Origin of the sequence: Salipiger mucosus DSM 16094 (assembly GCF_000442255.1) — a bacterium.
GTDB lineage: Bacteria > Pseudomonadota > Alphaproteobacteria > Rhodobacterales > Rhodobacteraceae > Salipiger > Salipiger mucosus.
Genome location: NZ_KE557284.1, coordinates 121489 through 147093, shown reverse-complemented (window position 1 = coordinate 147093; position 25605 = coordinate 121489). Strand labels below are relative to the sequence as shown.

Here is a 25605-nt window from a genome sequence, read left to right as displayed (position 1 = left end):
CCCTTTTTTCATGTCCGGCGGGTGGCGCTCAGAGGTAGTCCGAGCGCTGCAGGCCGTACTTGGCCATCTTCTCGTTCAGGGTCCGGCGCGGCAGGCAGAGCTCGTCCATCACCGCCGAGATCGAGCCCTTGTGGCGGCGCATGGTGTTGTCGATGAGCATGCGCTCGAAGGCCTCGACGTATTCCTTGAGCGGCTTGCCCTCGGTCGTCATGACCGGCTGCATCTCCTCGTGGTCGCTCATCAGCAGCGAGGCGATGGTGCCCTGCCCCCGCCGCGACTGCAGCACCGCGCGTTCCGCGAGGTTGATGAGCTGGCGCACGTTGCCCGGCCAGGGCGCCTGCAGCAGCTGCGCGGCCTCCTGCGCGCTGACCTGGGGCGCCTCGCAGCCGTATTCGTCGGCGTATTGCTCGGAAAAGCTGGTGAAGAGCGTCAGGATGTCCTCGCCGCGCTGGCGCAGCGGCGGCACGGTGATCTTGAGCGAGGCGAGCCGGTAGTAGAGGTCCGGGCGCAGCGCGGATTCGCAGGTGCGGCCCTCGTCCTGCAGGTTGCAGATCGCGACGATGCGCGTCTCGGGCGGCGTGCCCTGATCGTTGATGACCGACAGCAGCCGCGCCTGCGAGGCATCCGACAGCGACTCGACATCCTCGAGCACCAGCGTGCCGCCGCGCGCCTCCTCGATGGCCGGAAGGCGGCTGTCCTCGGGCTGCATCGGGCCGAAGAGCCGGCGCATCAGCGTGTCCTCGTCCATCGCGGCACAGGAGACGAGCACGAAGCGCTTGCCGGCGCGCATGCCCACCGCGTGCAGCGCGTGGGCGATCAGCGTCTTGCCGGTGCCGGTCTCGCCGTCGATCAGCACGTGGCCGTCGGCCTGCCCGAGGTCGAGCACGTCCTCGCGCAGCCGCTCCATCGCCGGCGAGGCGCCCACGAGCTTGCGCATGATCTGGCCGCCGTCCGAAAGCTCGCGCCGCAGCGCGCGGTTGTCGAGCGTCAGCCGCCGCGCGTTGGTGGCCTTCTTGGCGAGCTCGGACATGCGGTCGGGGTTGAAGGGCTTCTCGAGGAAGTCGAAGGCGCCCACGCGCATGGCCTCGACCGCCATCGGCACGTCGCCGTGGCCGGTGATCATGATGACCGGCAGCGCGCTGTCGGTGCCCATCAGCTTCTTGAGGAACTGGATGCCGTCCATTCCGGGCATCTTGATGTCCGAGATCACGATTCCCGGGTAGTCCGTGCCGAGCGCGCCAAGCGCCTCCTCGGCGCTGGAAAAGCTTTCGGTGTCATAGCCCGACAGCGCCAGCCACTGGCTGATGGACTGGCGCATGTCCTTTTCGTCGTCGACGATGGCGATCTTCATTGCTTTTGTCATTGGCTTCTGCCGCCTTCTCTTCGGGTCAAGCCGGGCCGGCTCATTCGGCCGCCCGGGTCTTTTCGTTCAGAACGGGTAGCTGCATCTCGAAAACGGCGCCGCCCTCGGCTCCGTTCCGTGCCGTGAGACGCCCGCCGAGGTCCGAGACGATCTGCGAGGAGATCGCAAGGCCCAGGCCGGTGCCGTCGCCGGGCTGCTTTGTGGTGTAGAACGGCTCGAAAAGCGCATCCAGGTCCTCGATCCCGTGGCCGTTGTCGCGCACGCTGAGCGTCGCCGTCTCGCCGGTGGCGAGGATGATCTCGATCTCGGGGTCGCGCACGGACTTGGTGGCATCGATGGCGTTGCGCAGCAGGTTCACCAGCACCTGCTCGATCCGCATCCGGTCGCCCATGACGCGCGCGGGCTCGTCCGGCAGGATCTTGGTGATGCGCACGCGGCGCGCCTTGAGCTGCGGCTCCATCATCGACAGCGCCGAGGCCAGCGCGTCGGTGAGATCCACCGGGCTCAGCGCCTCCTGCCCCTTGCGGGCATAGCTCTTGAGCTGGCGGGTGATGGCGCCCATGCGTTCGATCAGGTCGTCGATGCGGTGGAAGGCGGTCAGCGCCTCGTCGGGGCGGTTGCGGTTCAGCAGCAGGCGCGCCCCGGCGAGGTAGGTCTTCATCGCCGCGAGCGGCTGGTTCAACTCGTGGCTGACCGCGGCCGACATCTCGCCGAGGGCGGCCAGCTTCGAGCTCTGCTCGAGCGTCTGCTCGGCGCTGGCCAGGTCCTTCTGCACCTTCTCGCGCTCGGCGATCTCGCGATGCAGCCGGGCGTTGAGCTTGCGCAGCTCGACCGACTCGCGCTGGAAGAGCGCCATGCGCAGCGCGGTCTTGCGCGACAGCGCGTAGAAAGCCAGCGCCGCCAGCAGCGCGAAGCCCATGATCTCGAGCGCGAGCACCGCGTTCACCTTTTCCCGCACGCTGGCGTAGGTGGTGAAGGTCGCCATGGTCCAGCCGCGGAAGGGAATCCGCCCGTCGATGCGCATCACCGCCTCGCCGCGCAGGTAGGCGTCGGGCGGCAGCGCCGTCCAGTCGGCGGTGGCCTTGATCGCGCGCTCGATGGCGTTCTCGGGCGGCTGGCGGGTCAGCGCCTCGCCCATGGTGCGCCCGCGCCAGCGCGGCTCCGTCGCGAGCACGATGGTCCCCTCGGAGTTCATCACCGCCACCGCGTCGGTGATGCCGGCCCAGGCGCGCTCGAACTTGGCGAGATCGACCTCGACCACGATGACGCCGATGGCGCTGTTCTGGCTCTCGACCCGGCGCGAGTAGGTGAAGGAATACCCCCCCGCCTCGCGCGGCTGCGTGGTGAAGACCGTGGTGTTCGAGCGCAGCGCATCCACGAAATACGACTGGTTGCGATGCCCCTCGCCCAGCCGGTTGCGGTCGGTCGCGGCCACGGTGCGCCCGTCGCGGTCGAGCAGCATCAGCGAGGCCGCGCCGATCTCGTCGACGTAGGAGATCAGCCGCTGCGAGGATTGGCTGAAATCGCCCGAGTTGAGCGCTCCGATCAGCGCCGGATCACGCGCCAGCAGCTGCGGCACGATGGCGTTGCGGCGCAGCTCGGACAGGATGTTGCCGGAATAGAGCGCCAGCCGCAGCTCGGCCCGGTTGCGCGTCGTCTCGGTGAAGCGGTCGGTGAGCAGGAGGTTGGTGACCCACACCGTCGCCACTGCGAGCACGATGAGCAGGCCCAGTGCCAGTCGCACGCGCCAGCTGAGCGGGCCGCTGCGGCGCGCACGGTCTGCCATGGTGTCCTCGGTCCGAGACATGGCGCGCAGGGTACGCCCGGCGCGCTTGAGGCTCAAGTCAGGCTTCCGCGAGGGCGTCGGCCAGATGGGCGAAAAGGCGCGCACCGTCCTCGTTGCCCTGTGCCGCATGGCAGGCGCGCTCGGGGTGCGGCATCATTCCCAGAACCCGGCGGTTGGCCGAGAGCACGCCCGCGATGTCGCGGTCCGAGCCGTTGGGATTGGCCCCGTAGCGGAAGGCGACGCGCCCCTCGTCCTCGAGCGCGTCCAGCGTCGCCGCATCGGCGGTATAATTGCCGTCGTGGTGCGCGATGGGGATGACGATCTCCTCGCCGGCCTTGTAGCCGCGGGTGAAGACGCTCTGCGTCTCCTCGACCTGAAGCGGCACGCTGCGGCAGATGTACTTGAGGTTGGCATTGCGCAGCAGGGCGCCGGGCAGCAGGCCGGTCTCGGTCAGCACCTGGAAGCCGTTGCAGATCCCCAGCACGTAGCCGCCCGCCTCGGCGTGGCGGACGATCTCGCGGCAGATCGGCGAGTTGGCGGCGATGGCGCCGCAGCGCAGGTAGTCGCCAAAGGAAAAGCCGCCGGGGATGCCGACGATGTCGACGCCCTCGGGCAGCGCGGTGTCCTTGTGCCAGACCATCTCGACCTGCAGGCCCGCCTGCTCGAAGCCCATGCGGAGATCCCGGTCGCAGTTGGAACCGGGAAAGGTGACGACGGCGGCTTTCATGGGGCGCTCTCCCTAGCGGGTGAAATCGGTGATCACGGCGACGCCCGGGGGCGTCGGCCCGTTGAAGGCGGCAAGCTCGCGGCCGGCGGCGCTCAACGGAATCTCCCGTGCGATGAGCGGGGACATATCGACCTTTCCCCGCGTGATCAATCCAAGCAGCGAGGGATAGCGATGCGCCGGCATCCCGCGCGTCCCGTAAAGCGCGAGGTTGCCCATGTAGACCGCGTTCATGTTGACGTCCATGTGCGCGGTGTGGCCCACCGGCATGCCCACCTGCACGTGGCGTCCCAGCGGCGCGAGGCAGCGGATCGAGGCATCGACGGTGGCCTGGATGCCCAGGGCCTCGACGCTGACGTCGGCGCCGCCGCCGGTGATCTCGCGGATCTTCTCGGCCGCGTCGCCCTCGGTGGCGTTCACCGCCGCGTCCATGCCGAGCGACATGGCGTGGTCGAGCTTCTCCTGCACGATGTCCACCACGATGACATGGGCCCCCAGCGCCCGGCCGAGGATCGCGGCCGAAAGGCCGATGCCGCCGGTGCCGTGGACCGCCAGCCATTCGCCGCCCGCGAGCCGCGCGCGCCCGGTGAGCGCGTGCCAGGCCGTGGTGACGCGGCAGCCGAGCCCCGCCGCCAGCGTCGGCGACATGCCCTCGGGCAGCCGTGCAAGGTTGAAGTCGCGCGGCACGGCCACGTATTCGGCGAAGGCGCCGGGCTCGACGAAGCCGGGCAGGCGCTGATCGGCGCAGGTGTTCGATTCGCCCGAGCGGCAGGCCGGGCAGCTGCCGCAGGACAGGATGAAGGGCGCCACCAGCCGGTCGCCCACCTGCCACTGCGAATCCGGGCCGGCCTCGACGACCTCGCCGCAGTACTCGTGGCCCTGGATCTGGCCCGGCTTCACGCGCGGATGCTCGCCCACCCAGCCGTGCCAGTCCGACCGGCAGACACCGCAGGCCAGCACCTTCAGCACCACCCCGTCGCGGGGGCAGGACGGCATGTCCACCTCCTCGATGGACAGATCCTCGTTGTAGGTTCTCAGAACGGCTGCGCGCATGGTCCTCTCCTCCGGTTTTCCGCGAGAGGACGACAGTTTCGCGGGAAGTGCAAGCGGCTGCGCGCCGCCGCCCCTCCCCGGGCCTCCCCCTTCGCCCGGGGGAGGGAGAGCGCCTCAGATCATCTCGACCGAGTAGCTCTCGATCACCGTGTTGGCGAGCAGCTTCTCGCACATCTCGGTCACGGTCGCCTCGGTCGTGCCCTCGGCAAGCTCAATCTCGATGACCTTGCCCTGCCGCACGCCGCCGACGCCCTCGAAGCCAAGCCCGTGCAGCGCGTGGCGCACCGCCTCGCCCTGCGGATCCAGCACACCGTCCTTGAGCATCACATGCACCCGCGCCTTCATGGCCATCCCTCTCTGTCGCTGCGAAAGGCCCCTGCCCTTCTTCTTGTTCCAAATACGCAAACCCCGCCGGAGGGGCGGGTCACGTCTCAGTTGATGAGCTTGGGCTTGGCCACGTGCGTGGCCTGCTTGGGCATGACGCCCAGCCGCCGCGCCACCTCGGTATAGGCGTCGGTGAGCGAGCCCAGGTCGCGCCGGAAGACATCCTTGTCGAGCTTCTGCCCGGTCTCGATGTCCCAAAGGCGCATCGAGTCGGGGCTGATCTCGTCGGCCACGATGAGTCGCTGGTAGTCGCCGTCGTAGACCCGGCCGACCTCGATCTTGAAGTCCACCAGGCGGATGCCCACGCCGTACATCAGGCCCGACAGGTAGTCGTTCACCCGCAGCGAGAGGCTCAGGATGTCGTCCATGTCCTGCTGGCTGGCCCAGCCGAAGGCGGCGATGTGCTCTTCGGTGACCAGCGGATCGCCCAGCTTGTCGTCCTTGTAGCAGTATTCCACGATCGGGCGCGGCAGCGGCGTGCCCTCCTCGAGGCCCAGACGCTTGGCGAGGCTTCCGGCCGCGAAGTTGCGCACGATCACTTCAAGCGGCACGATCTCGCAGGCGCGGACGAGCTGTTCGCGCATGTTCAGCCGCTTGAGGAAGTGCGTCGGCACGCCGACGGTGTTGAGGCCGGTCATGAAGAACTCGGACAGGCGGTTGTTCAGCACGCCCTTGCCCTCGATCACGTCCTTCTTCTCGGCGTTGAAGGCGGTCGCGTCGTCCTTGAAGTACTGGACGATGGTGCCCGGCTCGGGCCCCTCGTAGAGAATCTTGGCCTTGCCTTCGTAGATCTTCTTGCGACGTGCCATGGACATCCTTTCGCCTGGGGCCGACGCGCGGCCCGGTGCGGTATGCCGGCTCTCATAAATCAAGCCCCCCGCCCCCGCAAGCGCCCTGCGGGGCTTGCACGGCAGGATACGCGTGGAATACCGTCGAAACAGGGGATCCTTATGGGGAGCGGAGAACGAAATGACCACCTTCGACGATCGCGAAAAGGCCTTCGAGAACAAGTTCGCGCATGACGAGGAAATGAAGTTCCGCGCCGAGGCGCGGTGCAACAAGCTGCTGGGGCTCTGGGCGGCCGAGATGCTCGGCAAGTCCGGCGATGACGCGGAGGCCTATGCCCGCGAGGTCATAAAGGCCGATTTCGAGGAGGCGGGCCACGAGGACGTGGTGCGCAAGGTGGCGCAGGACCTGGGCGACCGGTCGAGCCCCGAGGCGGTGCGCGCGCGCCGCTCGGAGCTGCTGGTCGAGGCCATGGGCCAGATCCTGCTCGAGGACTGACCTCGCTCCGGCCCGCCACCGGGCCGGAACCACCTGAGAGCTGAAAGCGACAACCGCGATGGCCCGGGCTGCGGTCACCGTGCCGGTCATTGCGCGCCCGGACCTCGGCCCTCGGATCACCGCGCGATCACGATGTCCGCGCGCAGCCCGCCCAGCCGCTGGCTCTCGCCCAGCCGCAGCACGCCGCCATGCGCCCGCGCGATGTCGGCGGCGATGGCCAGCCCCAGCCCCACGCCGGTGCCCTTGTCCTGGTTGCGCGCCGGGTCCAGCCGCACGAAGGGGCGCAGCGCCTCCTCGCGCCGGTCGGGCGGGATGCCGGGTCCGTCGTCCTCGACCCGCAGGCGCAAACTCTTGTCCGAGAGCGTCACCGAGACCTCGCATTGCGTGCCGTAGCGCGCACCGTTGCCGATGAGGTTCTCCAGCGCGCGGCGGATGGCGCGCGGCCGCAGCATGACCTCGCCCTCGCCTTCGACCGAGCGAAGCGTCACCGGCCGGCCCGCGCGCCCGGCATCGCCCACGATCTGCTCCACCAGCGCCACCGGGTCCACCGGCTCGACCTCGCCCTCCTGGCTGTTGTCGCGCGCGAACTCGAGGAAGGCGTCGATGAGCTCCTGCATGTCCTCGACGTCGCGCTCCAGCGGCAGGCGGTCCTCGTCGTCGAGCATCGAGAGCCCCAGGCGCAGCCGCGTGAGCGGCGTGCGAAGGTCGTGGCTCACGCCCGAGAGCATCATCGTGCGCTGCTCGATCTGCCGCTCGATCCGGTTGCGCATGTCGAGAAAGGCATGGCCCGCCGCGCGCACCTCGACCGCGCCCGAGGGCGAATAGGGCATGTGCCGTCCGCGGCCGAAGGCTTCGGCCGCCTCCGCCAGCCGGGTGATCGGCCGCAGCTGGTTGCGCAGGTAGAGGAAGGCGATCACCGTCATGAGCACGCCGAAGACGACCATGTTCACCAGCAACTGGTGCGGATTCGAGGCCGAGACGCGCTGGCGCGCCCAGGTCACCTCGGTCACCGTATCGCCCCGCCGGACGTAGGCGATGACGTCGTAGTCGTCCGGCAGCAGCACGCGCTCGAGCCCCGGCACGAAGCGGCGCAGCCGGTCCATGACCACCAGCCCCGAGAAATCGTACCACCGCCGCAGGTCGGCCTCCGGCATCTCTCCCACCGGCACCTCGCGCAGCTCGAGCTCGAGCGGAGCCGCCGCCGAGGGGTCCTCGAGCGACAGGTTGATCTCGCGCGAGATATCGCGGGTCATCTGCGCGCTCACCCCCTCGAAGTGGCGCTGGATGAAGACCACAGAGACGACGAGCTGCAGCGTCACGACGGGCAGCACGAGGATCAGCGCCGCCCGCCCGTAGAGGCCGCGCGGCATATAGCGTTTGAGCCACTGGAACATCATGCGCTAACCCTAGCGGGGGCGCTCCCGCGCCGCCATCGCGAAAGAGGCCGGCCGATGCAGGATCCGCAACCCGATTTCCACCCTGTTCCCGGCCGGCCCGAGACGCTGGCCCCCGGACTGCGCCGCATCGTGGCGCCCAACCCCTCGCCCATGACGCTGCGCGGGACCAATACCTACCTGCTGGGCACCCGCGGCGTCGCGGTGATCGACCCCGGCCCCGACGACTCGAGCCATCTCGATGCGATCCGCGCCGCGCTGCACCCTGGCGCCCGGGTGACGCATATCGTCGTGACCCATGCCCACCGAGACCATTCCGCCCTGGCGCCGGCGCTGGCGGCGGTGACCGGCGCCCCGGTGCTGGCCTTCGGCGACGCCCGCGCCGGCCGCAGCCCGGTGATGGAGGCCCTGGCCCGCGGCGGCGCCATCGGCGGCGGCGAGGGCGTGGACGCGGGCTTTGCGCCGGACGAGCGGATGGAGGACGGCGCGGTGCTGGAAGGCGCCGACTGGCAACTCGAGGCGATCCACACGCCGGGGCATTTCGGCAACCACCTGGCGCTGGCCTGGGGCGATACGCTCTTCACGGGCGATCTCGTGATGGGCTGGTCGACCTCGCTGGTCTCGCCGCCCGACGGCGACCTGACGGCCTTCATGGCCTCTCTGGACCGCCTGCGCGCCCGGCCTTGGCGCGTGATGCATCCCGGTCACGGCGCCCCGGTCGCCGACCCGGCCGCCCGGCTCGATGCCCTGCTTGCCCACCGCCGCTCGCGCGAGGCCGAGATCCGCGCGGCTCTGGATGAGGGTCCGGCAACGGCCAGCGCCCTCGCGAGTCGGATCTACGCCGACATTCCGGCCGCGCTTCACCCTGCGGCAGCCCGCAACGTGCTGGCCCACCTGATCGACTTGACCGCGCGCGGCCTGGCGCGCCCGGTGGGAGAGCTTGCCGAAAACGCCGTTTTTTCAGGTCTTTGAGAGAAATCTCGGAAATCCGGAAAAACCTTGGAAAAGGCTCTGGACGGGGCTGGAGCCTGTTGCTATACGACGCCCCGTGTTCCGGCGTAGCTCAGCGGTAGAGCAGTTGACTGTTAATCAATTGGTCGTAGGTTCGATCCCTACCGCCGGAGCCAAAAGCACCTAAGTGGATGATTTCATTGGGTGAGCCCCGACCGGAGTCAGAGCCACGCGTGCACGTGCACCTTCTGGAGTACAATCGCATGCCCGAACCGATGCACGGCCAGGGGCTCCCAGATGACCTATAACCCGTTCCGGACCAGCTGATAGCGGCAGGCCGCACGTTCCGCCGCACCTCATAGCCGAAGCTGCAACAAACAGCGAAACTGGTGCAAAAAGATTGTCGTGACCGTGCCACCATGACACCGGGAAAGTGTCCACAGCGGCGCCCTCTTCGCGGCGAATAACACCTCGAGCGACGGCGACCATCTTTTCCTGGGCCAAAGCCAAAAGAAATAGACGGGCCGGGCAATGGCCTCCCATCCGATCGGCCCCTACTCGCAAATATTCCTGGGAGACTATCGCTTCAGGAAATCGATCAGCGCCCGCAACGCGAGTGGGCTCTGCCGGCGGCTAGGGTGGTAGAGGGTGACTCCCTCAAAGGCCGGACTCCAGTCTTCTAGCACGGCCGCCAGCCGGCCCGAGGCAAGGTCACCGGCCACGTCCTCCTCCATATGCAGGCTCACGCTTTCCCCGCCCCGAACAAGGGCCAGCGCGAGATCGGCGGAGTTGCAGATCAACCCGCCCTCGACTCGCTGCCGTAGCTCGCGCCCGTCCTTCTCGAACTCCCACGGACTGATGCTGCCGCTCGACAGGTTGTGGTAGGCGACGCAGATGTGATCCTTCAGGTCGCGGGGATGGGTCGGACGGCCGTGATGATCCCAGTAGGCCGGTGTCGCCACCACGAGGTGCCGCAAGCGTGGACCGACGCGAACGGCGATCATGTCCTTGTCGACGTCGTCGCCGAACCGCAGGCCCGCGTCGGATCCATCGGCCACGATGTCCTGCAGATTGTCATCGACCGTCACCTGCACGGTGATCCCGGGATGGGTCGAGAGGAAGGCCGGAAGCCGGGCGCGAGGAAGGTGGAGGCGATCCAGTGGAACGTGGTGATGCGCACGATACCCTCGGGCGCATCGCGAAACGCGGCCAGAGTCGCGAGGCCTTCGTCGATCTCGGACAGCGCCGGGGTGAGCCGGTCCAGCAGCGCCGCGCCCGCCTCGGTCGGTGCGACGGAGCGGGTGGAGCGCGCCAGCAGCCGAACGCCGAGCCGCTCCTCCAGCCCGCGCATCGCGTGGCTGAGCGCGGAGGGCGACACGCCCGGTTCTGCAGCGGCAGCGGTGAAGCTGCGCGTGCGGGCCACGGCGGCGAAGGCACCAAGATCATTGAGCGGCATGCGCGCCATTGCTGAATATTCCTCGCAGGCTCATGGCACGGGAAGCATCTAATCCTCAAGGAAGCAGCCTCCTGTCGTCACATCAACGACAAGGAGACACCCATGCAGATGACCGAATACCGCCCCTTTGGCCGCTCGGGCCTGATCGTCAGCCCGCTGGCGCTTGGCACCATGACCTTCGGCGCCGGCCGCTGGGGCACGGACGAGCCGACCGCGCGCGCGATCTTCGACACCTATGTCGAGGCGGGCGGCAACCTGATCGACACCGCCGACGTCTACAGCGGCGGCGAAAGCGAATAGATGCTCGGCCGGTTCCTGAAGGACAGCGGGATGCGCGACCGCCTGGTGGTCTCGACCAAGGCAGGCTTTTCCCGCTCCGAGGGCACGCCGGTGCACGCGGGCAACGGCGCATACAACATCCGGCTTGGCATCGAAGGCTCCCTGAAGCGGCTCGGCGTGGACCGGATCGACCTCTACGGGGTGCATGTCCGGGACCAGCTGACCCCCGCCGAAGAGGTGCTTCGCACGCTGGCCGATGCCGTCGCGCGGGGCGAGATCCTCTACTACGGCTTCTCGAACGCGCCCTCTTGGTATGTGGCCAAGGTCGCCACGCTGGCCCGCGCGCACGGCCTGCCGGGACCCACCGGCCTGCAATACGCCTGGTCGCTGGTGGAGCGCGGTGTGGAACTGGACATCATGCCCATGGCGCGGGAGTTCGGCATTGGCATGATGCCGTGGAGCCCGCTGGGGGGTGGTCTGCTGACCGGCAAATACGGGCGTGAGAAGCTCGCCGCAGCGTCCGAAGGCGCCACTGTGCCCAGCGCCGACGACCAGCGCGAGCGTCTGAACGCCGTGAGCGCCCTCCCCGCGCTCAACCCCTGTTTCGTTTTCGACCTGCCGCGCGACATGCTCTTCGGCGGCATGCAAGTGGGCTGACCCAGGACAGTTGAGGCCGAGCCAGGCGGCGCATGCCGCCTGCGCTCACGCGGGTCAGGACATGCGCCGGCAATGATCCGCGAGCGCATCCGCGAAGCGGGACGTCGCAGGGCACAGATCGCGCGCCAGGCCCTAAAGGAAAAAGGCCCGGAACCGACGCAAGGTGCCGCGGGGGCGTCCCGACAAGGACGCGCTGGCCGCGGACATTTTTGCACGCGCCTCACGACATGACCGCTACGACCATGGGCGGGTCACGGCGCTTCCACGTGACGCCGGCCGGTTCGAGATGTCAGCCAAAGCCGGGCAGGCCCGGCGGCGGGCGTCAGACGCTCAGTTCGCGCGCCGTGATCGTGTAGGCAAAGCTATCGGGGTCGAGCTCGTCCAGTTCCTCTCCGCCGACTTCCGCCATCGGGTACATCAGGAACGGGATCTCGTCCCGTTCCATGCCCTGCAGCGAAACGTCGTGGGCAAAGTTGTAGGCCAGCCAGTTGCCCTCCCAGGCGCCGAAGAGCGCCTCGCGCACGTCGTGCACCTCGGGGTCGCCAAGCTCCAGCGTCTTCGGCGGCTCTTCCAGCACGACCTTGCGCACGTCGGCGGGATCGACCGGGATCCAGCCGTGATCCTCGAGGTAGACCTCGGCCCGGCAGTGCTGCGCCTTGGTCACATTCGAGGACCCGGCGCCGAGGCTCTTGTAGCCGAAGGCCGAAGGCGCCACGCGCAGGCCGTAGACGTCGCGCGCCGGCAGGCCCGCCGCGCGCGCCAGCCCGACGTAGAGCGCGTTGAGGTCGGCGCACTTGCCGGTCAGGTCGCCCATTTCCAGCATCGAGGCGATGTCGCCCAGACCGCGCTCTGTGGCCGAGGTGAAACGCTCGCGTTCTTCAGGCGTCAGCGGCGCGGCATTGCCCGGGGCGTCGAAATCGGTGGAGCGGTCCTGCGCGGCCGCGGTCGAGACGATCTGGATCACCGCCTCGCCCTCGCCCTCGGGCCAGACCGCGTGGACGTAGCGCGCGCCCGAGGCCTCGTCGGTGCGCAGCGTCACCTCTTCGGCGTCGCTCTGCCACGCGGTGTCGCCCGCGCGCATCCAGTCGTCCTCGGTCACCGAGGGGACCGGAACCCAGACCTCGACGGTCTTGCCGTCGCGCGGGACGGCCACGCGGGTCGTCAGCTCGAAACGCCGCCAGCCGTCGGGCCGGGGCGCATAGGCGGCCTGCGCCAGCCGGGGCGCGCCGGCGAGGGCGACGGCAGCGGCGCCGAGTTTCAGGGCGGAACGTCGTGTCAGGGTCATGGGCAATCCTCGTATCGGGGCCCTCGTCCACGGCAGCGGAACGGGGGCGGACATGGCTGGCGCCTCATTACACCCGATCGTGCCCTTGGAAACAGGGCAGCGGTGGAAATTGCAAGTCTGGGCCCGCCAAGCTCGGCGCCGCGTCGGCCTGCGCGGCCGCGCGCAGGAAGGCCGCTGGCAGTGTGTCCATCGGCACGAAGCTTGCTGACCCTGCCCCGTGACGACTCCGCCCCGACCGGACGACAGGCAGATGGAAGAGGTCTTCATGGTCCTGCCGCGCTGGCCGACGCGCCGGGCTGGAGCTCTTCGCGCGCCACCGAGACACGCGGCTTCGCCCCCGGTCCGGGCAAGGCGACCGACAGAGAACCGATGACGTCAGGATCGTCCACGCCGGAGCTGCCGCGATCGCCGTGGCCTGACGCATCGCAGGACACGGTCGCACCATCCGGGCGATCGGCGCCGCGCGGATGGCGAAAGTCAGCCGCTTGCGGCCGTTCGGCGGCGCAGGCGTTGCAGCACATCCTCGCCGCCGCCCTCTCCCTCGAGCAGCTCCCAGCGTTCGAGCAGCGGCCGGCCCGAGTTGCGGCAGTGCAGCGCCATGGCGGCGCGGGCGGCCTCGGCATCGCGGGCAAGCAGCCCCTCGACGATGGCCATGTGTTCATCGCGCGAGAAGCGCGCGATGTCCTCTGCGCTCTGGCGGTTGTTGAGCCGCGTCCATTCAGGGTAGCGCTGCCGCACGCGCCAGAACTCCGTCACCACCGAGACGAAGACCGAGTTGCCGGTCGAACGCGCGACCACGAGGTGAAACTCGCGGTCATGCGCCTCGATCCGGTCGAAGCTGAGGCTGGTGTCGCACATCCCCGCGACGCAGGTTTCGAGCTGGGCGATCTCCTCGCGGGTGATCGAGCCGGCGGCGGTGGCCGCGATCTCGGGCTCGATCACGAAGCGGGCCTCGACCAGCTCGAAGTAGCCCGGCAGACCCGGCGTCTCGCTCTGCGCCGGCGGCAGGTCGCGGACCACGAAGGCGCCCGCACCGTAGCGGGTCACCACGTAGCCCATCAGTTCCAGCGCGATCATCGCCTCGCGCACGGTGGTGCGGCTGACGCCGAGCTGGGCCACGAGATCCTTGTCCGCCGGCATCTTGGTGTCGGGCGGGAACTCGCCGGCGCGGATGCGCGCGGCGATTTCCTCGGCCACCAGCCGGTAACGCGGCGTCTGGACGATCGGGCTCAGCATCGGCGTGCCTCAGGCGTTCGGAAGATCGTCTTCCATGTAGAAACGGACATTCTCCTCGAACCCGTTATCGGCTACGAGCCCCAGCGCCAAGGCCTTGTCGAAGCGGTAGTCGTAGCGCCAGCCGCGCACGATCGTCGCGATCTCGGGCTGGTCCTCCCACTTGATGAGCTTCGCGGGCTCGGGCCCGGCGACGGCGGTGAGCGCGTCGATCATCTGCCGGATCGACAGGCGCTGGCCCGGCAGGGTCATGCAGCGCTGCTGGCCGAGGGCCGCGGCGTCGAGCTCGGCGCCCTTGATCAGGTTCTCCACGCAGCGGCGCGGCGAGAGGTAGAAATGCTCCTGGCTCTCGTCCACGGGGCAGATCGCCTCCTGGCCGTTCAGCGGCTCGCGGATGATCGAGGACATGAAGCTCGAGGCGGCGCGGTTGGGCTTGCCCGGGCGGACCGAGATCGTCGGCAGGCGGAAGCCCCGTCCGTCGACGAAGCCGCGGCGCGAGTAATCGTTGAGCAGCAGCTCGCCCACGGCCTTCTGCATGCCGTAGGAGGTCTGCGGATTGGGGATCGTGTGGTCGGTGATCGGGTCCGGCACCTCGCCGCCGAAGATCGCAAGCGAGGAGGTGAAGACCACCACCGGGCAGGTGCCGAGCGCACGGCAGCGTTCGAGCACGTTCAGCGTGCCGTCGAGGTTGACCTTCATGCCGGTCTCGAACTCGGCCTCGGCATGGGACGAGACGACGGCGGCAAAGTGGAAGATCACGTCGGTGTCGGCCGAGATCAGCGCGTCGACCGAGGCGCGGTCGGTGATGTCGCAGGCGGTTGTCTCGACCGGGAACGGCCCGTCCACGGGAGCGGGCGCGGCGATGTCCGCGAGCGTCAGGCTGTCGATGGGCTGACCGCGCAGGCTGCCCTGCTCCGCCAGTTTCCGCGCGACCTTCTGGCCGATGAAGCCGCCACCGCCGATGATCGTGACATTCATTGTGAAGGGTGTCCTTTCTTGCGTGTCTTGGGTGTCTTTCGCGTCCTGGAAACGGGACCGCCGCGGAGGGCGGTCCCGGGACGGATCACTCCTCGGACGAGCCGCCGAGGCCGATCCGCGCGAGGAAGTCCTTGTGGCTCTGCACCAGCTCGCCCGCCTCGGGCGTCTTCTCGGCCCAGACGTCCCAGCGGCTGACGGCGGCCTCGCGGAAGGCGGCGCGATCCTCGGCCGACCAGTCGTAGAAGGTCACGCCCAGCTCGGGAAGCTTCGTCAGCGCCTCGCCGTTCTCCACGAGGGTGCGCATCATGAGGTTCATCGCCAGCGAGTCCATCGCCGTCTTCAGGATCTCCTGCTGCGCGGGCTCGAGACCGTCCCAGACGTCCTTGTTGCAGGCCAGGTGGTCCGAGCTCATCGAGTGGAAGCCGGGGAACGTGGTGTGCTTGACGATGTCGTAGATGCCGAGGCCCACGTTGTTGGCCAGCGTCGAGGCGTCGGCACCGTCGATGATGCCGGTCTCCAGAGCGGTGAAGATCTCGGTGAAGTCCATCACCACGGGCGTCGCGCCCAGCTCGGCGAAGATCTCGGACTCCATGCCCGGCGGCGAGCGGAACTTCCAGCCCTCGAGATCCTCGATGCCGTTCAGCGGCGTGGAGGAGTTGAGCGACTCCTGCCCGCCGAGGTAGGCGCCGACGAACTGCATGCCGCTGTCGTTGTAGAGCTCGTTGATCGCCTCGCGGCCGCCGCCGTAGGAGATCCAGCTGAGATACTGCAGCGGGGTGTCATAGCCGCCCATCGTGTCGGCGACGAACTGGTAGGCCGGGTTGATGCCGGTCTGGTAGCTCGCGTTGGTCATGTCGCAGTCGAGGATGCCGTTCACGGCGGCCCCGAAGGTCTCGGCCGATGCGACGACGGCGGAGCTGTAGAACATCTCGATGTCCAGCGAACCGCCGGACATGGTTTCGACCTGCTCGACGAACTGCTTGACGAGCTTGCCCGAGGTGGACTCCGGCGACTGGTGCGTCTGGATGCGCAGCGTGGTCTGCGCGCTCGCGGCACCCGCGATCAGCACGGAGCCGGTCAGGACGGCTGCAAGGGCTCTGGACATCATGATTCCTCCATTTTCAGAACTTCCTCCGCGGACCGCGCTATCAGCCGAAAGGTCCGATTGCCAGACAATTCGTCAATCGGGCGATCATTGGGGGCCTGCCCCGCCCCGCCCCGACACCGGCTCGCGGCTCTCCGGCCGCGGCAGCACAGCCGGCATCCTCGGGCGCCGGGCGCGGCACCCGCCTTTCGCGGCAGTGATTTTCATTGGGACTGCGCGGGGGAGCGCTCGCGCCGGGCGCTTCCCGGGTTTTGGATCGTCGCGACCGGGACCGCTACGGGCTGTCGCCCGAAGCGATGCTGACCCCGGCTGCGGCCTGTCGATGGACACCCGCCGGGGCAGAAGCGCAGACAACCTTCGCAAATGCCCGGGGGCAGCATGTCGCTGCCCCTTGGCGTTCGTCGCGTCGCTCAGGCGCCGGTAGCGCTGCCGCCTTCGGTCGCGCGGCAGCGCGCCTCTTCCACCGCCAGCTCCGCCATCTTCATGATCGCCTCGCGGCTCGAGGCGGCGGCGATGAAAAGCGCCTTGTGACAGAACTTGGCGCCCTTGACGCCGCTGACCTCTTCCAGCTCGGCGTCGGTGAGACCGCCCCAGGCGGCCGGGAGATCGGCCCGCTGCTCGAAGCCCTCGTCATGCTTGCGGATGCCGCCCAGCGTCCAGTCGCCGCCGTCGCGCGGGGTGACCACGAAGAGCAGGTGATCGGCCCCGGCCTCGACCACGGCGGGGCGGAAGGGCATGCCCATCGGCAGCTCGAGAATCGGGCTGTCGCCCGCGGCGCGAACGGCCTCGGCGGCCAGGACCTCGGCGCGGCGCTTGGCGGCGCTGCGGTTCACGCGCGCCTCGACGAACTGCCGCGCGATGCCGACCGCCGCGTGGAAGGCGCGGGTCTCGCTCTCGGGGTCGGTGTCATCGAAGACCGGCTTCAGCGTCTCGATCAGGCCGGGCAGCGTCAGCGAGGCGAGCGGGCCCGCGTCGGAGACGCTCACGACGCCGTTGTCGACCTGGTCCACGGGCAGCACGAAGCTGCGGTCGAAGGAGGCGTGGATCTTCTCGAGGTCGCCCTCGGGGATGTCGAAGCTGCGCAGGTAGTCCATGCCGAAGTGCGTCCAGACAAGCCCGAAGGAGCTGAAGGGCGTCTCGTCCTCGCGCAGCGGGCTTTCGCGCTGATGGTGGTCGAAGATTCCCGCCTCGGGGTCATGGGCACCGCCGACGTCATAGATCACGCGGCCCTCGGCGGGCGTGATCCACTCGGGCGCGCGGCTGCGCACCACCTCCGCCTCCGGGTAGAGGCGCGTGAGGATGACGGTCGACAGGACCTCGTCCGCATGAAAGCCGCCGGAGTGAGTGACAAGCGTGGTGATGGTCATCTGGGTCGTCCTGGTGTCTGGCAAGTCTGCGCCCCCTAGTGTCAGGCCCTGCTCCGGTTTCCCAGTGCGAAATCAGGGGCGCGGTGAACGCGGCCGCGGCGCAGAGGGGTCCCGTGACGTCCGCCGTCCGGAAAGCCCGCTCGGACACGGGCCGCCGGCCCGACCGGAATCCTGCTTGCCCGGCAAGGCCCTGCCAAGGCTCACCCAGGCGCGATCTGCCAAAAGCGGCCCAATTCTTGAAACAATTGTTCAAGATCGCCGACTGACTTGGCGAAGTTTGGAATGTGCCTTCTGAAAGGCTGACATAATTTGTTCGGGAGGCAGGGAGGAGAATTCGTGATGGGGCCACTGACGGGCGTCCGTGTTGTCGAACTCGGCCAGCTGATCGCCGGACCGTACTGCGGGCAGATTCTGGCCGACTTCGGCGCGGAGGTGATCAAGGTCGAACCGCCCGGCAAGGGCGACGCGATGCGGCAGTGGGGCCGCCCCGACGCTGACGGCGACCCCGTCTGGTGGTCTGTCATCGCGCGCGGCAAGCGCTCGATCACGCTCGACCTTCGCACCGAAGAGGGCCAGGCGGTCCTCAAGGACCTCGTGGGCGAGGCGGATGTCCTGATCGAGAATTTCCGTCCGGGCACGATGGAGCGCTGGGACCTCGGGTTCGACACCCTGTCCGAAGTCAATCCGCGCCTGATCATGGCCCGCGTCTCGGGCTACGGGCAGGACGGCCCCTACTCCGACCGGGCGGGCTTTGCCTCGGTCTGCGAGGCCGCGGGCGGGCTGCGATACCTGTCGGGCTACCCGGACCGGCCGCCGGTGCGGGTCGGGCTCAGCCTCGGCGACAGCATGGCGGGCTTCAACGCGGCGATGGGAGTGCTGCTGGCCCTCCAGCACCGCCACGCGACCGGCAAGGGCCAGGTCGTCGACAGCGCGATCTACGAGGCGGTCCTCGGGCTGACCGAGGCGCTCGTCGCCGAATACGACTCCGGCGGCCACATACGCGAGCGCTTCGGCTCCGCCCTGCCCGGCATCGCCCCGTCCAACGCCTATCCGACCGCCGACGGCAAGGAGGTCATCATCGGCGCGAACCAGGACACCGTCTTCGCGCGGCTCTGCGAGGTCATGGGCGCGCCCGAGCTGGCGACGGACGAGCGCTACGCCGATCACCAGGCCCGCGGCCGCAACCAGGAGGAGCTGGACGCCCGCGTCGGGGAGTGGACGCGGACCGTGCCGGCGCAGGAGATCGTCGACCGCCTTGCCGAGGCGGGCGTGCCAGTGGGCCTCGCCTACACGGCCGCCGACATGATCGACGACCCGCATTTCGAGGCACGGCAGAGCATCGTCCGGGTGCCCGATCCGAAACGCGGCACGCTGGCCATGCAGAACGTCTTCCCGCGCCTCTCCGAGAGCCCGGGAGAGATCCGCGCGCTGGGGCCGGAGCTGGGCCAGGATACCGACGACGTCCTGTCGTCGGTGCTGCACTACGACGCCGACAGGATAAGCGCGCTGCGCGACCGGGGCGTGATCTAGGCCGCGCCGAAGGCAGGCCGGACATCAAAGCCGAGCTCCGCGTCACGCGCGGCTCGCACGGGAGGAGAACAGACATGCACGGACAAACCGTGGGGCAGGCCCCATGATCGAACCGACTATCGTTGTGGTGGTCCTGCTCGGACTCATCGGGGCCGGCGCTCCGATCTTCCTGGCACTCGGCGCCTCCGGGCTCCTCGGCCTCTGGATGGCCCGCGGGTCCATCGCCTTCTTCTTCGCGCCGACGTCCTTCTTCGGTCAGCTCAACAGCTTCGAGCTGATTGCCCTGCCACTCTTCATCCTGATGGGCAACGTCCTGGGCGCAACGCCGGTGGGACGAAACCTGTTCCACGCGGCGTCGCTCTGGCTGCAATGGCTGCGCGGCGGGCTCGCGATCGCCACGGTCGGAGCCTCGGCGATTTTCGGCGCGGTCTCGGGCGTGTCGGTCGCAGGCGTCGCGGCGGTCGGCTCCATCGCCGTGCCGCAGATGCTCGAACGCGGATACTCGCGCAAGCTCGCGGCCGGCTCCGTCGCCTCCTCGGGGGCGCTCGCGATGCTGATCCCGCCCTCGGTGCCCTTCATCATCTACGGCGCCGTCTCGGGCGTCTCCGTTGGCGCCCTCTTCATCGGCGGCATCCTTCCCGGCTTCGCGCTGGCGCTCGCCCTGTCGGTCTACATCTACCTGCGCGTGCTCAGGAACCCCGACCAGGCCCCGGCGATGGATGGCCCGAAGCCCGCCATGGCCGAGAAGATCCGGTCGCTCGGGAACATCTGGCACGCCATGCTGCTGGTCATCATCGTTCTCGGCGCGATCTACACCGGCATCGCGACCCCCTCAGAGGCGGCAGCCTTCGGCGCCGCGGGCGCGATCTTCATCGCCGCCGTCATTTTCCGCTGTCTCGACTGGAAGACCGCGCTCGACATCTTCAAGAGCTCGATCAAGGTCTCGGGCGCGATCATGCTGATCATCGGCTCGGCCAAGATCTTCGGCGATTACCTGAACCTCGTCCGGGTGCCCGAAACCGTCTCGGCGGCCCTGACCGCGACCGACCTGCCCGCCTGGGCCATCCTGACGCTGATCATGATCGCGCTAGTGCTGCTGGGCATGCTCGTCGACGCCGTGTCGCTGATCGTCGTCACGACGCCGATCCTTCTGCCGCTCGTCACGACCCTCGGCTACGACCCGCTGTGGTTCGGCATCGTGCTGGTGATGAACCTCGAGATCGCGGTGGTGACGCCGCCTGTGGGGCTCAATCTCTACGCCTTGAAGGGGGTCTGCCCCCAGCTCGAGGTCGAAGAGATCATCCGCTCCGTCGTGCCCTTCGTCATCGTCCAGTTCGTGATGCTGATGATCTTCATCCTGTTCCCGGAGATCAGCCTCTGGCTGCCGGGACTGCTCTGACCACCTGTCGTTTCACCAAGAGGAGGAGAACGAAATGACCCAGACAAGACGCACGTTCCTGACCAATTCAGGCCTGCTGATGGGCGGCACCGCCCTGGGGCTCGGCGGCTTCGCCAGCCCGGCGGCCGCGCAAACCACGCTGACCGGCGTGAGCTATCTGCCGCCCAGCTACAAGGCGCTGTCCTACGGCTCGGCCGGCTTCGTCGAGCGGCTCAACGCCTCGGACGCGGTCAATGTCGACTACTACGACAGCGGCAAGCTGCTGAAGGCGGACGAGCAGCTGCCCGCGCTGCGCGCCGGCACGATCGACTTCATGTTCCACACGACCTCCTACGTCACCCGCTCGATCCCGATCCTCGGGATCACCGGCCTGCCGGGCGTCGTCGAGGCCCTCTATGAGAACCCGGGTCGCATCGCGAAGGGCGCGCCGCTGTTCGATCTCGTGAACGAGGAACTGGCCAAGGAAGACCTCTACATGGTCTCCATGATGGGCAACATCCTCGAGCCGGAATACATCTGGTCGACCGACGCCGGCCCGATCCACTCGATCGCCGAGGTGGGCGGCAAGAAGGTCCGCGTGGTGAGCTTCGAGGCCACCAAGCTGATCGAGGGCTTCGGCGCCGGGGCCGTGCGCATCCCCTCGTCGGAACTCTACCTGGCGCTTCAGCGCGGCACGGTCGACGCGGCGGTCGCCAACATCTCGACGATCATCGGCCGCTCGCTGCAGGAGCAGCTCGACGTCGCCTACAAGCTGCCGATGACGGCCTACGGCATCGGCCTGTTCACCACGACCCAGCGCTGGGACAGCATGGGCGAAGACGAACAGGCCGCCTTCGAGGAGGCCGGCGCCTGGTTCGAGGAAAACGGCGCCGCCTACTCGAACGACGTGATCTACAAGGACGAGTACTGGCCCATGATCGAGGAGGCCGGCCTCGAGATCGTCGAGCCCTCCGAGGAAGACATCGCCACGCTCCAGGAAGCCTCCCAGTCCGTGCACGAGGCATGGATCGAGGAAGTCGGCCCGGAGGTCGGCGAACGCGCCATCGCGCTCGCCATGGGCAACGAGGCCTGATCCAGACCACGGCCGCAGGCGGGGTTGCCGCCCCGCCTGCGGACACGACCGACCAACGCGACAGAAGGATGCGCTCATGCGACGGATCATCGACGGTATCGAGAAGCTGACCCGCGTCGGCGGCCAATTCGTTCTCGCCTTCATGGTGATCACGATCTGCTACGACGCGATCATGCGCTACCTCTTCACGGCACCGACCTCGTGGTCGCTCGAGGTCAACACCTTCCTGATCGTCTACGTCGCGGTCATGACGGCGGCCGACGTGCAGCGGACCGACAGCCACATCCGGATTTCCTTTTTCTCCGACATGATGGGACGGGGCGCCCAGCGGGTGAACCGCATGATCATCGGCGCCTTCGGGGTCGTCTTCTCGGGGATCATGGCGTGGCGCGGCTTCCTGATGGCCTACCAGGCCTGGGAATACGGCGAGCGGGTCTCGTCGAGCTTCGGCACGCCGATGGTCTATCCCTATGCCATGCTGCCCCTCGGCTTCGGCCTGCTGGCGATCCGCTTCGCGCTGAACATCCTCGATGCCATCACCGGCCGCGACCAGGAGGATGGCGAGGATCTGCAGAATGTCTGAGAACCTCGCCCGCAAACTGATCGCGTCCAAGCTAATCTCGGGCGACATGACACCCGGCGAGGAGATCGCGCTCGGGATGGACCAGGCGCTGCTGCAGGACATGCTCGGCACGCTCGTCATGCTCGAGTTCGAGGCGATGGGCATCGGCCAGATCAGGACGCACCCTTCGGTGCAATACATCGACCACGGGCTCGTGCAGTCCGACCACCTCAACGCCGACAGCCACCTCTTTCTGAAGTCGGCGTGCGCAAGGTTCGACATCACCTACTCCGGGCCCGGCAACGGGATCTCGCATCCCGTGCACATGGAATGCTTCGGCGTGCCGGGCCAGAGCCTCGTGGGCTCGGACAGCCACACGACGGGGGCGGGCTCGCTGGGGATGCTCGCCATCGGCGCGGGCGGGATCGAGGTGGCGCTTGCCATGACGCGCGAGCCGCTCTGCATCCCGATGCCCGGCTCTGGGGGATCGAGGTCACCGGCACCCTGCCCGACCGGGTTTCGGCCAAGGACGTCATCCTCGAGCCCTTGCCCCGCCACGGAGTGGCCGGGGCCAGGAACTGCATCCTCGAATTTCACCGGCCCGGGCTCGCAGGCCTCTCGGCCATGGACCGTCATGTCATCGCGAACATGGGCACCGAAATGGGGGCGACGACCACCGTGTTTCCGTCCGACGAGGCGGTGCGTCGGTTCCTCGAAGCCCGCGGCCGCGGAGAGGCCTTCACCCCGCTTTCGGCCGACCCCGGCTGCGACTACGACCTGCACGACACGGTCGACCTCTCGACGCTCGAACCGCCGATCGCGACGCCGTCCTCGCCGGGCAACGTGGTGCCTGTCACCGAGATCGCGGGCAAGCCCTGCTGGCAGAGCGACATCGGCTCCTCGGCCAATCCGGGCTACCGCGATTTCGCCATGGTGGCGGATATCGTCGCCGGCCGGCAGATCGCCGAGGATGCCTCGCTCGACATCAATCCATCGTCGCGGCAGGTGCTCGAGACGCTGACCTTCGCCGATCCGGCCGACCGCAAGAAGATCGGCCGCGGCGACACGATCCGCATCCGCGATCTGCGCACCCGGATGTCCGAGCGGCCCGAGGTGCGTGCCGAGGTCGGGCCCCGCACCTTGACCCTGCGCCACGACCTGAGCCCGCTGCAGCTGGACATCCTGATGGCCGGCGGCGTGATCAACTGGATCCGCGACCGCGACAAGGCCTCGGCGGCTGCCCCTTCGCGCCGGGGGGCAACCGGCAACACCGCGACCGAGGATCTCGTCTTTGCCTTCAACGAGGGCGGGCTCGACACGGGCATCGACATGGACAGGCTCCTCGCCGTGGGCGACCGGATCGCCGCCCTGCCCGGCGGCGTTGTCGGCAGCCACCTGCGCAACGTGCCGCGGGACCGCGCGGCCTGAGCCTACGTCCGAGGGCGCCTCTACATCAGGTGATCGAGCGGCAGCGCCGTGGTGTAGCTCACCTGTTGCAGGGCAAAGCTCGAGCGGATGTTCGCAACGCCGGGGATCAGGGTCAGGCTTTCCTTCAGGAAGCGCTCGTAGGTGGCAAGATCGGGCACGACCACCCGCAGCAGGTAATCGCTCTCCCCGGTCATCAGGTAGCATTCGACCACTTCCGGCCGCTCCCTGACCTCCCTCTCGAACTCCATCAGGCGTTCCTTGGACTGCTTTTCCAGCTGCACCGAGACGAAGACCGAGACGTTCAGCCCCAGCACGGCGGCGTCCACCAGGGTGACGCGCTTCTTGATGACCCCCGCATCCTCGAGGATGCGCACGCGGCGCAGGCACGGCGAAGGGGAAAGCCCGATCCGATCCGCGAGATCGACATTCGATATCTCCGCATCATCCTGCAAGGCCTTGAGGATTTTCAGATCGATGGAATCGAGTTGAACCATGTGGACCGGCGGACCTCCAGGGCAGATGAAGAACTGCCACTCTGACACCGGGCGGCGGGCCCCGCAATCTTCCTGCGTGCGCCGCGCAGACCAGGGGGGCTGCCGCGCTCCCCGGACGCGTCCACCCCAACCGGCGATCAGCGCCGTCAATGGGCGCGCCGCCCGGCGCCTCTGATGCGCGGACATGAAGACCCCCGGGACATCGCCGCCCTCCGCGATTTGCAGAGAGCGGCGACATGCCGGGGCGGTCTTCTCGTGGCGGGAGGGCCGGCACATCCTGCCGCCCCTCCCGAGACCTCTCGGCGGCCGTCAGCCTTCCGCCTCCTTGCGGCGGTCGATGACCCGGCGCTTGATGATCGGGCCGACCACCACCGCGACGGTGAGCGCCACGAGCACGAGGCTGGTCGTGTTCTGGAACAGCACGCCCCAGTCGCCGCGACCGATCCGCAGGGCGAGGCGCAGGTTCTCTTCGGCAAAGCCGCCGAGGATCAGGCCCAGCACCACCGGCGGCAGCGGGAACTTGAGCTTGTCCATCACCCAGCCCACGGCGCCGAAGCCCAGCATCAGGTAGACGTCGAACATCCGCCCGTGGATCGAGTAGACCCCGATCAGCATCAGCACGATGATCACCGATCCGAGCAGCGGACGCGGCAGGTTGAGCAGCCGGGCGAAGCTGTTGGTCGCGAGCGAGCCGCCCAGCAGGATCAGCAGGATCGCCCCGAACAGGAACTGCCACATGAAGCCGAAGACCACGTCGGGGTTCTCGCGGAAGAGCATCGGCCCCGGTTGCAGGCCGTGCACCAGCAGCCCGCCCAGCATGACCGCCGCGACGGCGGTGCCCGGGATGCCCAGCGTCAGCGCCGGGATCAGGGCCGAGGCGGTGTCGGCGTTGTTGGCGGTCTCGGAGGCGGCGACGCCCTCGGGCTCGCCCTCGCCCCATTTCTCGGGATTCTTCGAGGTGCGGCGCGCCTCGTTGTAGGACATGAAGGCCGCCATCGAGCCGCCCGCCCCGGGCAGGATGCCGATCCAGATGCCGAAGACGGACGAGCGCAGCCAGGTCTTCCAGAACCCCTTCATGCGCGGCATGGCCTTCCAGATCGGCTCGGTCCCGAGCTTGGAGCTCTCGACGCTGTCGGTCTTGAGCGGCGTCTCGAGCAGGTCGATCACCGGCGGCAGCGCGTAGAGGCCGACGAGCAGGATCACGATGTTGATGCCGTCGAGCATCTCGAGCTGGCCGAAGGTGAAACGGTCGGTGCCATAGATCGGATCCGCGCCGATGACCGACACGAAGACCCCGAAACAGGCGCTGATGAGGCCCTTCACCGGGTTGCCGCCCAGCAGGAAGATGATCGAGGCCAGGCCGAAGACGGCGACCCAGAACACCTCGGAGGGGCCGAAGAGCAGCGTGACCTTGGAAAGCGGCGGCGCCAGCAGCATCAGCGCGAAAGCCGAGGCGATGCCGCCGATGGCCGAGGAAACCACCGCGACCTGAAGCGCAAAGCCGCCCTCGCCCTTCCGGGCCATCGGGTAGCCGTCAAAGGTCGTGGCCACGGCCGCCGGGGTGCCGGGGATGCGCAGCAGGACGGCCGGGATCGCGCCGCCGTACATGGCGCCGTTGTAGATGCCGGCCATGAGGCCCAGCGCCACCAGCGGCTCGAGACCGAAGGTGAAGGGCACGAGGACCGAGATCGCCATGGTGGCGCTGAGGCCGGGCATGGCGCCCACGACGATGCCGGCGATGACGCCGATGATCACGGCGGCGAAATTGCTGAGGCCCATGACCTCGGGAAGGGCGTGGAGAAGATCGGAATACATGGTGAC

The 25605-nt window shown here is 68.4% G+C and carries 22 protein-coding genes, 1 tRNA gene and 2 pseudogenes; 9 read left to right on the top strand and 16 right to left on the bottom strand.

Annotation, left to right across the window (positions count from 1 at the left end; all coding sequences use genetic code 11):
* Positions 1 to 28 precede the first annotated feature (28 nt).
* The 6 genes from SALMUC_RS24075 to purC form a co-directional block, all read right to left on the bottom strand.
* Positions 29 to 1363, bottom strand: a complete 1335-nt coding sequence (locus tag SALMUC_RS24075; protein ID WP_037372863.1) for a sigma-54-dependent transcriptional regulator — start codon at positions 1361 to 1363, stop codon at positions 29 to 31.
* A gap of 40 nt (positions 1364 to 1403) precedes the next feature.
* A complete protein-coding gene (locus SALMUC_RS24070) occupies positions 1404 to 3149 on the bottom strand; it encodes a sensor histidine kinase (protein WP_037372882.1) in 1746 nt (581 codons plus the stop codon).
* Positions 3150 to 3207: 58 nt separating this feature from the next.
* A complete protein-coding gene (gene purQ, locus SALMUC_RS24065; RefSeq protein ID WP_020041564.1) occupies positions 3208 to 3876 on the bottom strand; it encodes a phosphoribosylformylglycinamidine synthase subunit PurQ in 669 nt (222 codons plus the stop codon).
* A gap of 12 nt (positions 3877 to 3888) precedes the next feature.
* The gene (locus SALMUC_RS24060; RefSeq protein ID WP_020041563.1) at positions 3889 to 4926 is read right to left on the bottom strand and encodes a zinc-dependent alcohol dehydrogenase family protein; all 1038 of its coding nucleotides are present in this window, start codon (positions 4924 to 4926) and stop codon (positions 3889 to 3891) included.
* Positions 4927 to 5040: 114 nt separating this feature from the next.
* Positions 5041 to 5271 (bottom strand): phosphoribosylformylglycinamidine synthase subunit PurS, encoded by a 231-nt coding sequence (purS, locus tag SALMUC_RS24055; protein WP_021120920.1) that lies wholly within the window; start codon positions 5269 to 5271, stop codon positions 5041 to 5043.
* Between the two features lie 86 nt (positions 5272 to 5357).
* Positions 5358 to 6119: a phosphoribosylaminoimidazolesuccinocarboxamide synthase gene (purC, locus tag SALMUC_RS24050; protein ID WP_020041561.1), complete on the bottom strand. Its 762-nt coding sequence runs from the start codon at positions 6117 to 6119 to the stop codon at positions 5358 to 5360.
* Between the two features lie 160 nt (positions 6120 to 6279).
* On the opposite strand from purC, the gene SALMUC_RS24045 reads away from it, so the two are divergent.
* Positions 6280 to 6594, top strand: a complete 315-nt coding sequence (locus SALMUC_RS24045; RefSeq protein WP_020041560.1) for a DUF1476 domain-containing protein — start codon at positions 6280 to 6282, stop codon at positions 6592 to 6594.
* 116 nt (positions 6595 to 6710) lie between these two features.
* Here the strand turns inward: SALMUC_RS24045 and SALMUC_RS24040 are convergent, their stop codons facing one another.
* The gene (locus tag SALMUC_RS24040) at positions 6711 to 7991 is read right to left on the bottom strand and encodes an ATP-binding protein (protein ID WP_020041559.1); all 1281 of its coding nucleotides are present in this window, start codon (positions 7989 to 7991) and stop codon (positions 6711 to 6713) included.
* 54 nt (positions 7992 to 8045) lie between these two features.
* Here SALMUC_RS24040 and SALMUC_RS24035 point away from each other — a divergent pair, with 54 nt between their 5' ends.
* Positions 8046 to 8960, top strand: a complete 915-nt coding sequence (locus SALMUC_RS24035; RefSeq protein ID WP_020041558.1) for an MBL fold metallo-hydrolase — start codon at positions 8046 to 8048, stop codon at positions 8958 to 8960.
* Between the two features lie 80 nt (positions 8961 to 9040).
* Positions 9041 to 9115 (top strand) — tRNA-Asn (locus SALMUC_RS24030).
* Between the two features lie 402 nt (positions 9116 to 9517).
* Here SALMUC_RS24030 and SALMUC_RS30720 read toward each other — a convergent pair.
* Positions 9518 to 10027 (bottom strand): LysR substrate-binding domain-containing protein, encoded by a 510-nt coding sequence (locus tag SALMUC_RS30720; RefSeq protein ID WP_021120919.1) that lies wholly within the window; start codon positions 10025 to 10027, stop codon positions 9518 to 9520.
* Positions 10024 to 10404 (bottom strand): LysR family transcriptional regulator, encoded by a 381-nt coding sequence (locus tag SALMUC_RS30715; RefSeq protein WP_021120918.1) that lies wholly within the window; start codon positions 10402 to 10404, stop codon positions 10024 to 10026. Before SALMUC_RS30715 ends, SALMUC_RS30720 begins: the two co-directional genes overlap by 4 nt.
* 93 nt (positions 10405 to 10497) lie before the next feature.
* On the opposite strand from SALMUC_RS30715, the pseudogene SALMUC_RS24020 reads away from it, so the two are divergent.
* A pseudogene (locus tag SALMUC_RS24020) lies at positions 10498 to 11331 on the top strand (aldo/keto reductase).
* Between the two features lie 322 nt (positions 11332 to 11653).
* Here SALMUC_RS24020 and SALMUC_RS24015 read toward each other — a convergent pair.
* The 5 genes from SALMUC_RS24015 to SALMUC_RS23995 form a co-directional block, all read right to left on the bottom strand.
* A complete protein-coding gene (locus SALMUC_RS24015) occupies positions 11654 to 12616 on the bottom strand; it encodes a transglutaminase-like domain-containing protein (RefSeq protein ID WP_021120917.1) in 963 nt (320 codons plus the stop codon).
* Positions 12617 to 13093: 477 nt separating this feature from the next.
* Complete coding sequence (locus tag SALMUC_RS24010; protein ID WP_020041554.1) at positions 13094 to 13852, bottom strand: FadR/GntR family transcriptional regulator; 759 nt, start codon at positions 13850 to 13852, stop codon at positions 13094 to 13096.
* A gap of 9 nt (positions 13853 to 13861) precedes the next feature.
* On the bottom strand, positions 13862 to 14827 hold the full coding sequence (denD, locus tag SALMUC_RS24005) for a D-erythronate dehydrogenase (protein ID WP_020041553.1): 966 nt from the start codon (positions 14825 to 14827) through the stop codon (positions 13862 to 13864).
* An 85-nt stretch (positions 14828 to 14912) separates the two neighbouring features.
* Positions 14913 to 15932 carry a TRAP transporter substrate-binding protein gene (locus tag SALMUC_RS24000; protein ID WP_020041552.1) on the bottom strand — a complete coding sequence of 340 codons (1020 nt, stop codon included), beginning with the start codon at positions 15930 to 15932 and terminating at the stop codon, positions 14913 to 14915.
* Between the two features lie 410 nt (positions 15933 to 16342).
* Positions 16343 to 17299 (bottom strand): MYG1 family protein, encoded by a 957-nt coding sequence (locus SALMUC_RS23995; RefSeq protein WP_020041551.1) that lies wholly within the window; start codon positions 17297 to 17299, stop codon positions 16343 to 16345.
* Positions 17300 to 17638: 339 nt separating this feature from the next.
* On the opposite strand from SALMUC_RS23995, the gene SALMUC_RS23990 reads away from it, so the two are divergent.
* The 5 genes and pseudogenes from SALMUC_RS23990 to SALMUC_RS31355 all read left to right on the top strand — a co-directional run bounded on the left by SALMUC_RS23990 (position 17639) and on the right by SALMUC_RS31355 (position 23290).
* On the top strand, positions 17639 to 18829 hold the full coding sequence (locus SALMUC_RS23990; protein ID WP_020041550.1) for a CaiB/BaiF CoA transferase family protein: 1191 nt from the start codon (positions 17639 to 17641) through the stop codon (positions 18827 to 18829).
* A gap of 103 nt (positions 18830 to 18932) precedes the next feature.
* Positions 18933 to 20228 carry a TRAP transporter large permease gene (locus SALMUC_RS23985; protein ID WP_020041549.1) on the top strand — a complete coding sequence of 432 codons (1296 nt, stop codon included), beginning with the start codon at positions 18933 to 18935 and terminating at the stop codon, positions 20226 to 20228.
* 34 nt (positions 20229 to 20262) lie between these two features.
* The gene (locus tag SALMUC_RS23980; RefSeq protein ID WP_020041548.1) at positions 20263 to 21300 is read left to right on the top strand and encodes a TRAP transporter substrate-binding protein; all 1038 of its coding nucleotides are present in this window, start codon (positions 20263 to 20265) and stop codon (positions 21298 to 21300) included.
* Positions 21301 to 21376: 76 nt separating this feature from the next.
* Complete coding sequence (locus tag SALMUC_RS23975; RefSeq protein WP_020041547.1) at positions 21377 to 21883, top strand: TRAP transporter small permease; 507 nt, start codon at positions 21377 to 21379, stop codon at positions 21881 to 21883.
* Positions 21831 to 23290: pseudogene (locus SALMUC_RS31355) on the top strand (aconitase family protein). Before SALMUC_RS23975 ends, SALMUC_RS31355 begins: the two are co-directional and overlap by 53 nt.
* Positions 23291 to 23310: 20 nt before the next feature.
* Here the strand turns inward: SALMUC_RS31355 and SALMUC_RS23965 are convergent.
* Both SALMUC_RS23965 and SALMUC_RS23960 read right to left on the bottom strand, forming a co-directional pair.
* The gene (locus SALMUC_RS23965; RefSeq protein WP_020041544.1) at positions 23311 to 23784 is read right to left on the bottom strand and encodes an Lrp/AsnC family transcriptional regulator; all 474 of its coding nucleotides are present in this window, start codon (positions 23782 to 23784) and stop codon (positions 23311 to 23313) included.
* A 309-nt stretch (positions 23785 to 24093) separates the two neighbouring features.
* Complete coding sequence (locus tag SALMUC_RS23960) at positions 24094 to 25599, bottom strand: tripartite tricarboxylate transporter permease (protein WP_020041543.1); 1506 nt, start codon at positions 25597 to 25599, stop codon at positions 24094 to 24096.
* Positions 25600 to 25605: the final 6 nt, after the last annotated feature.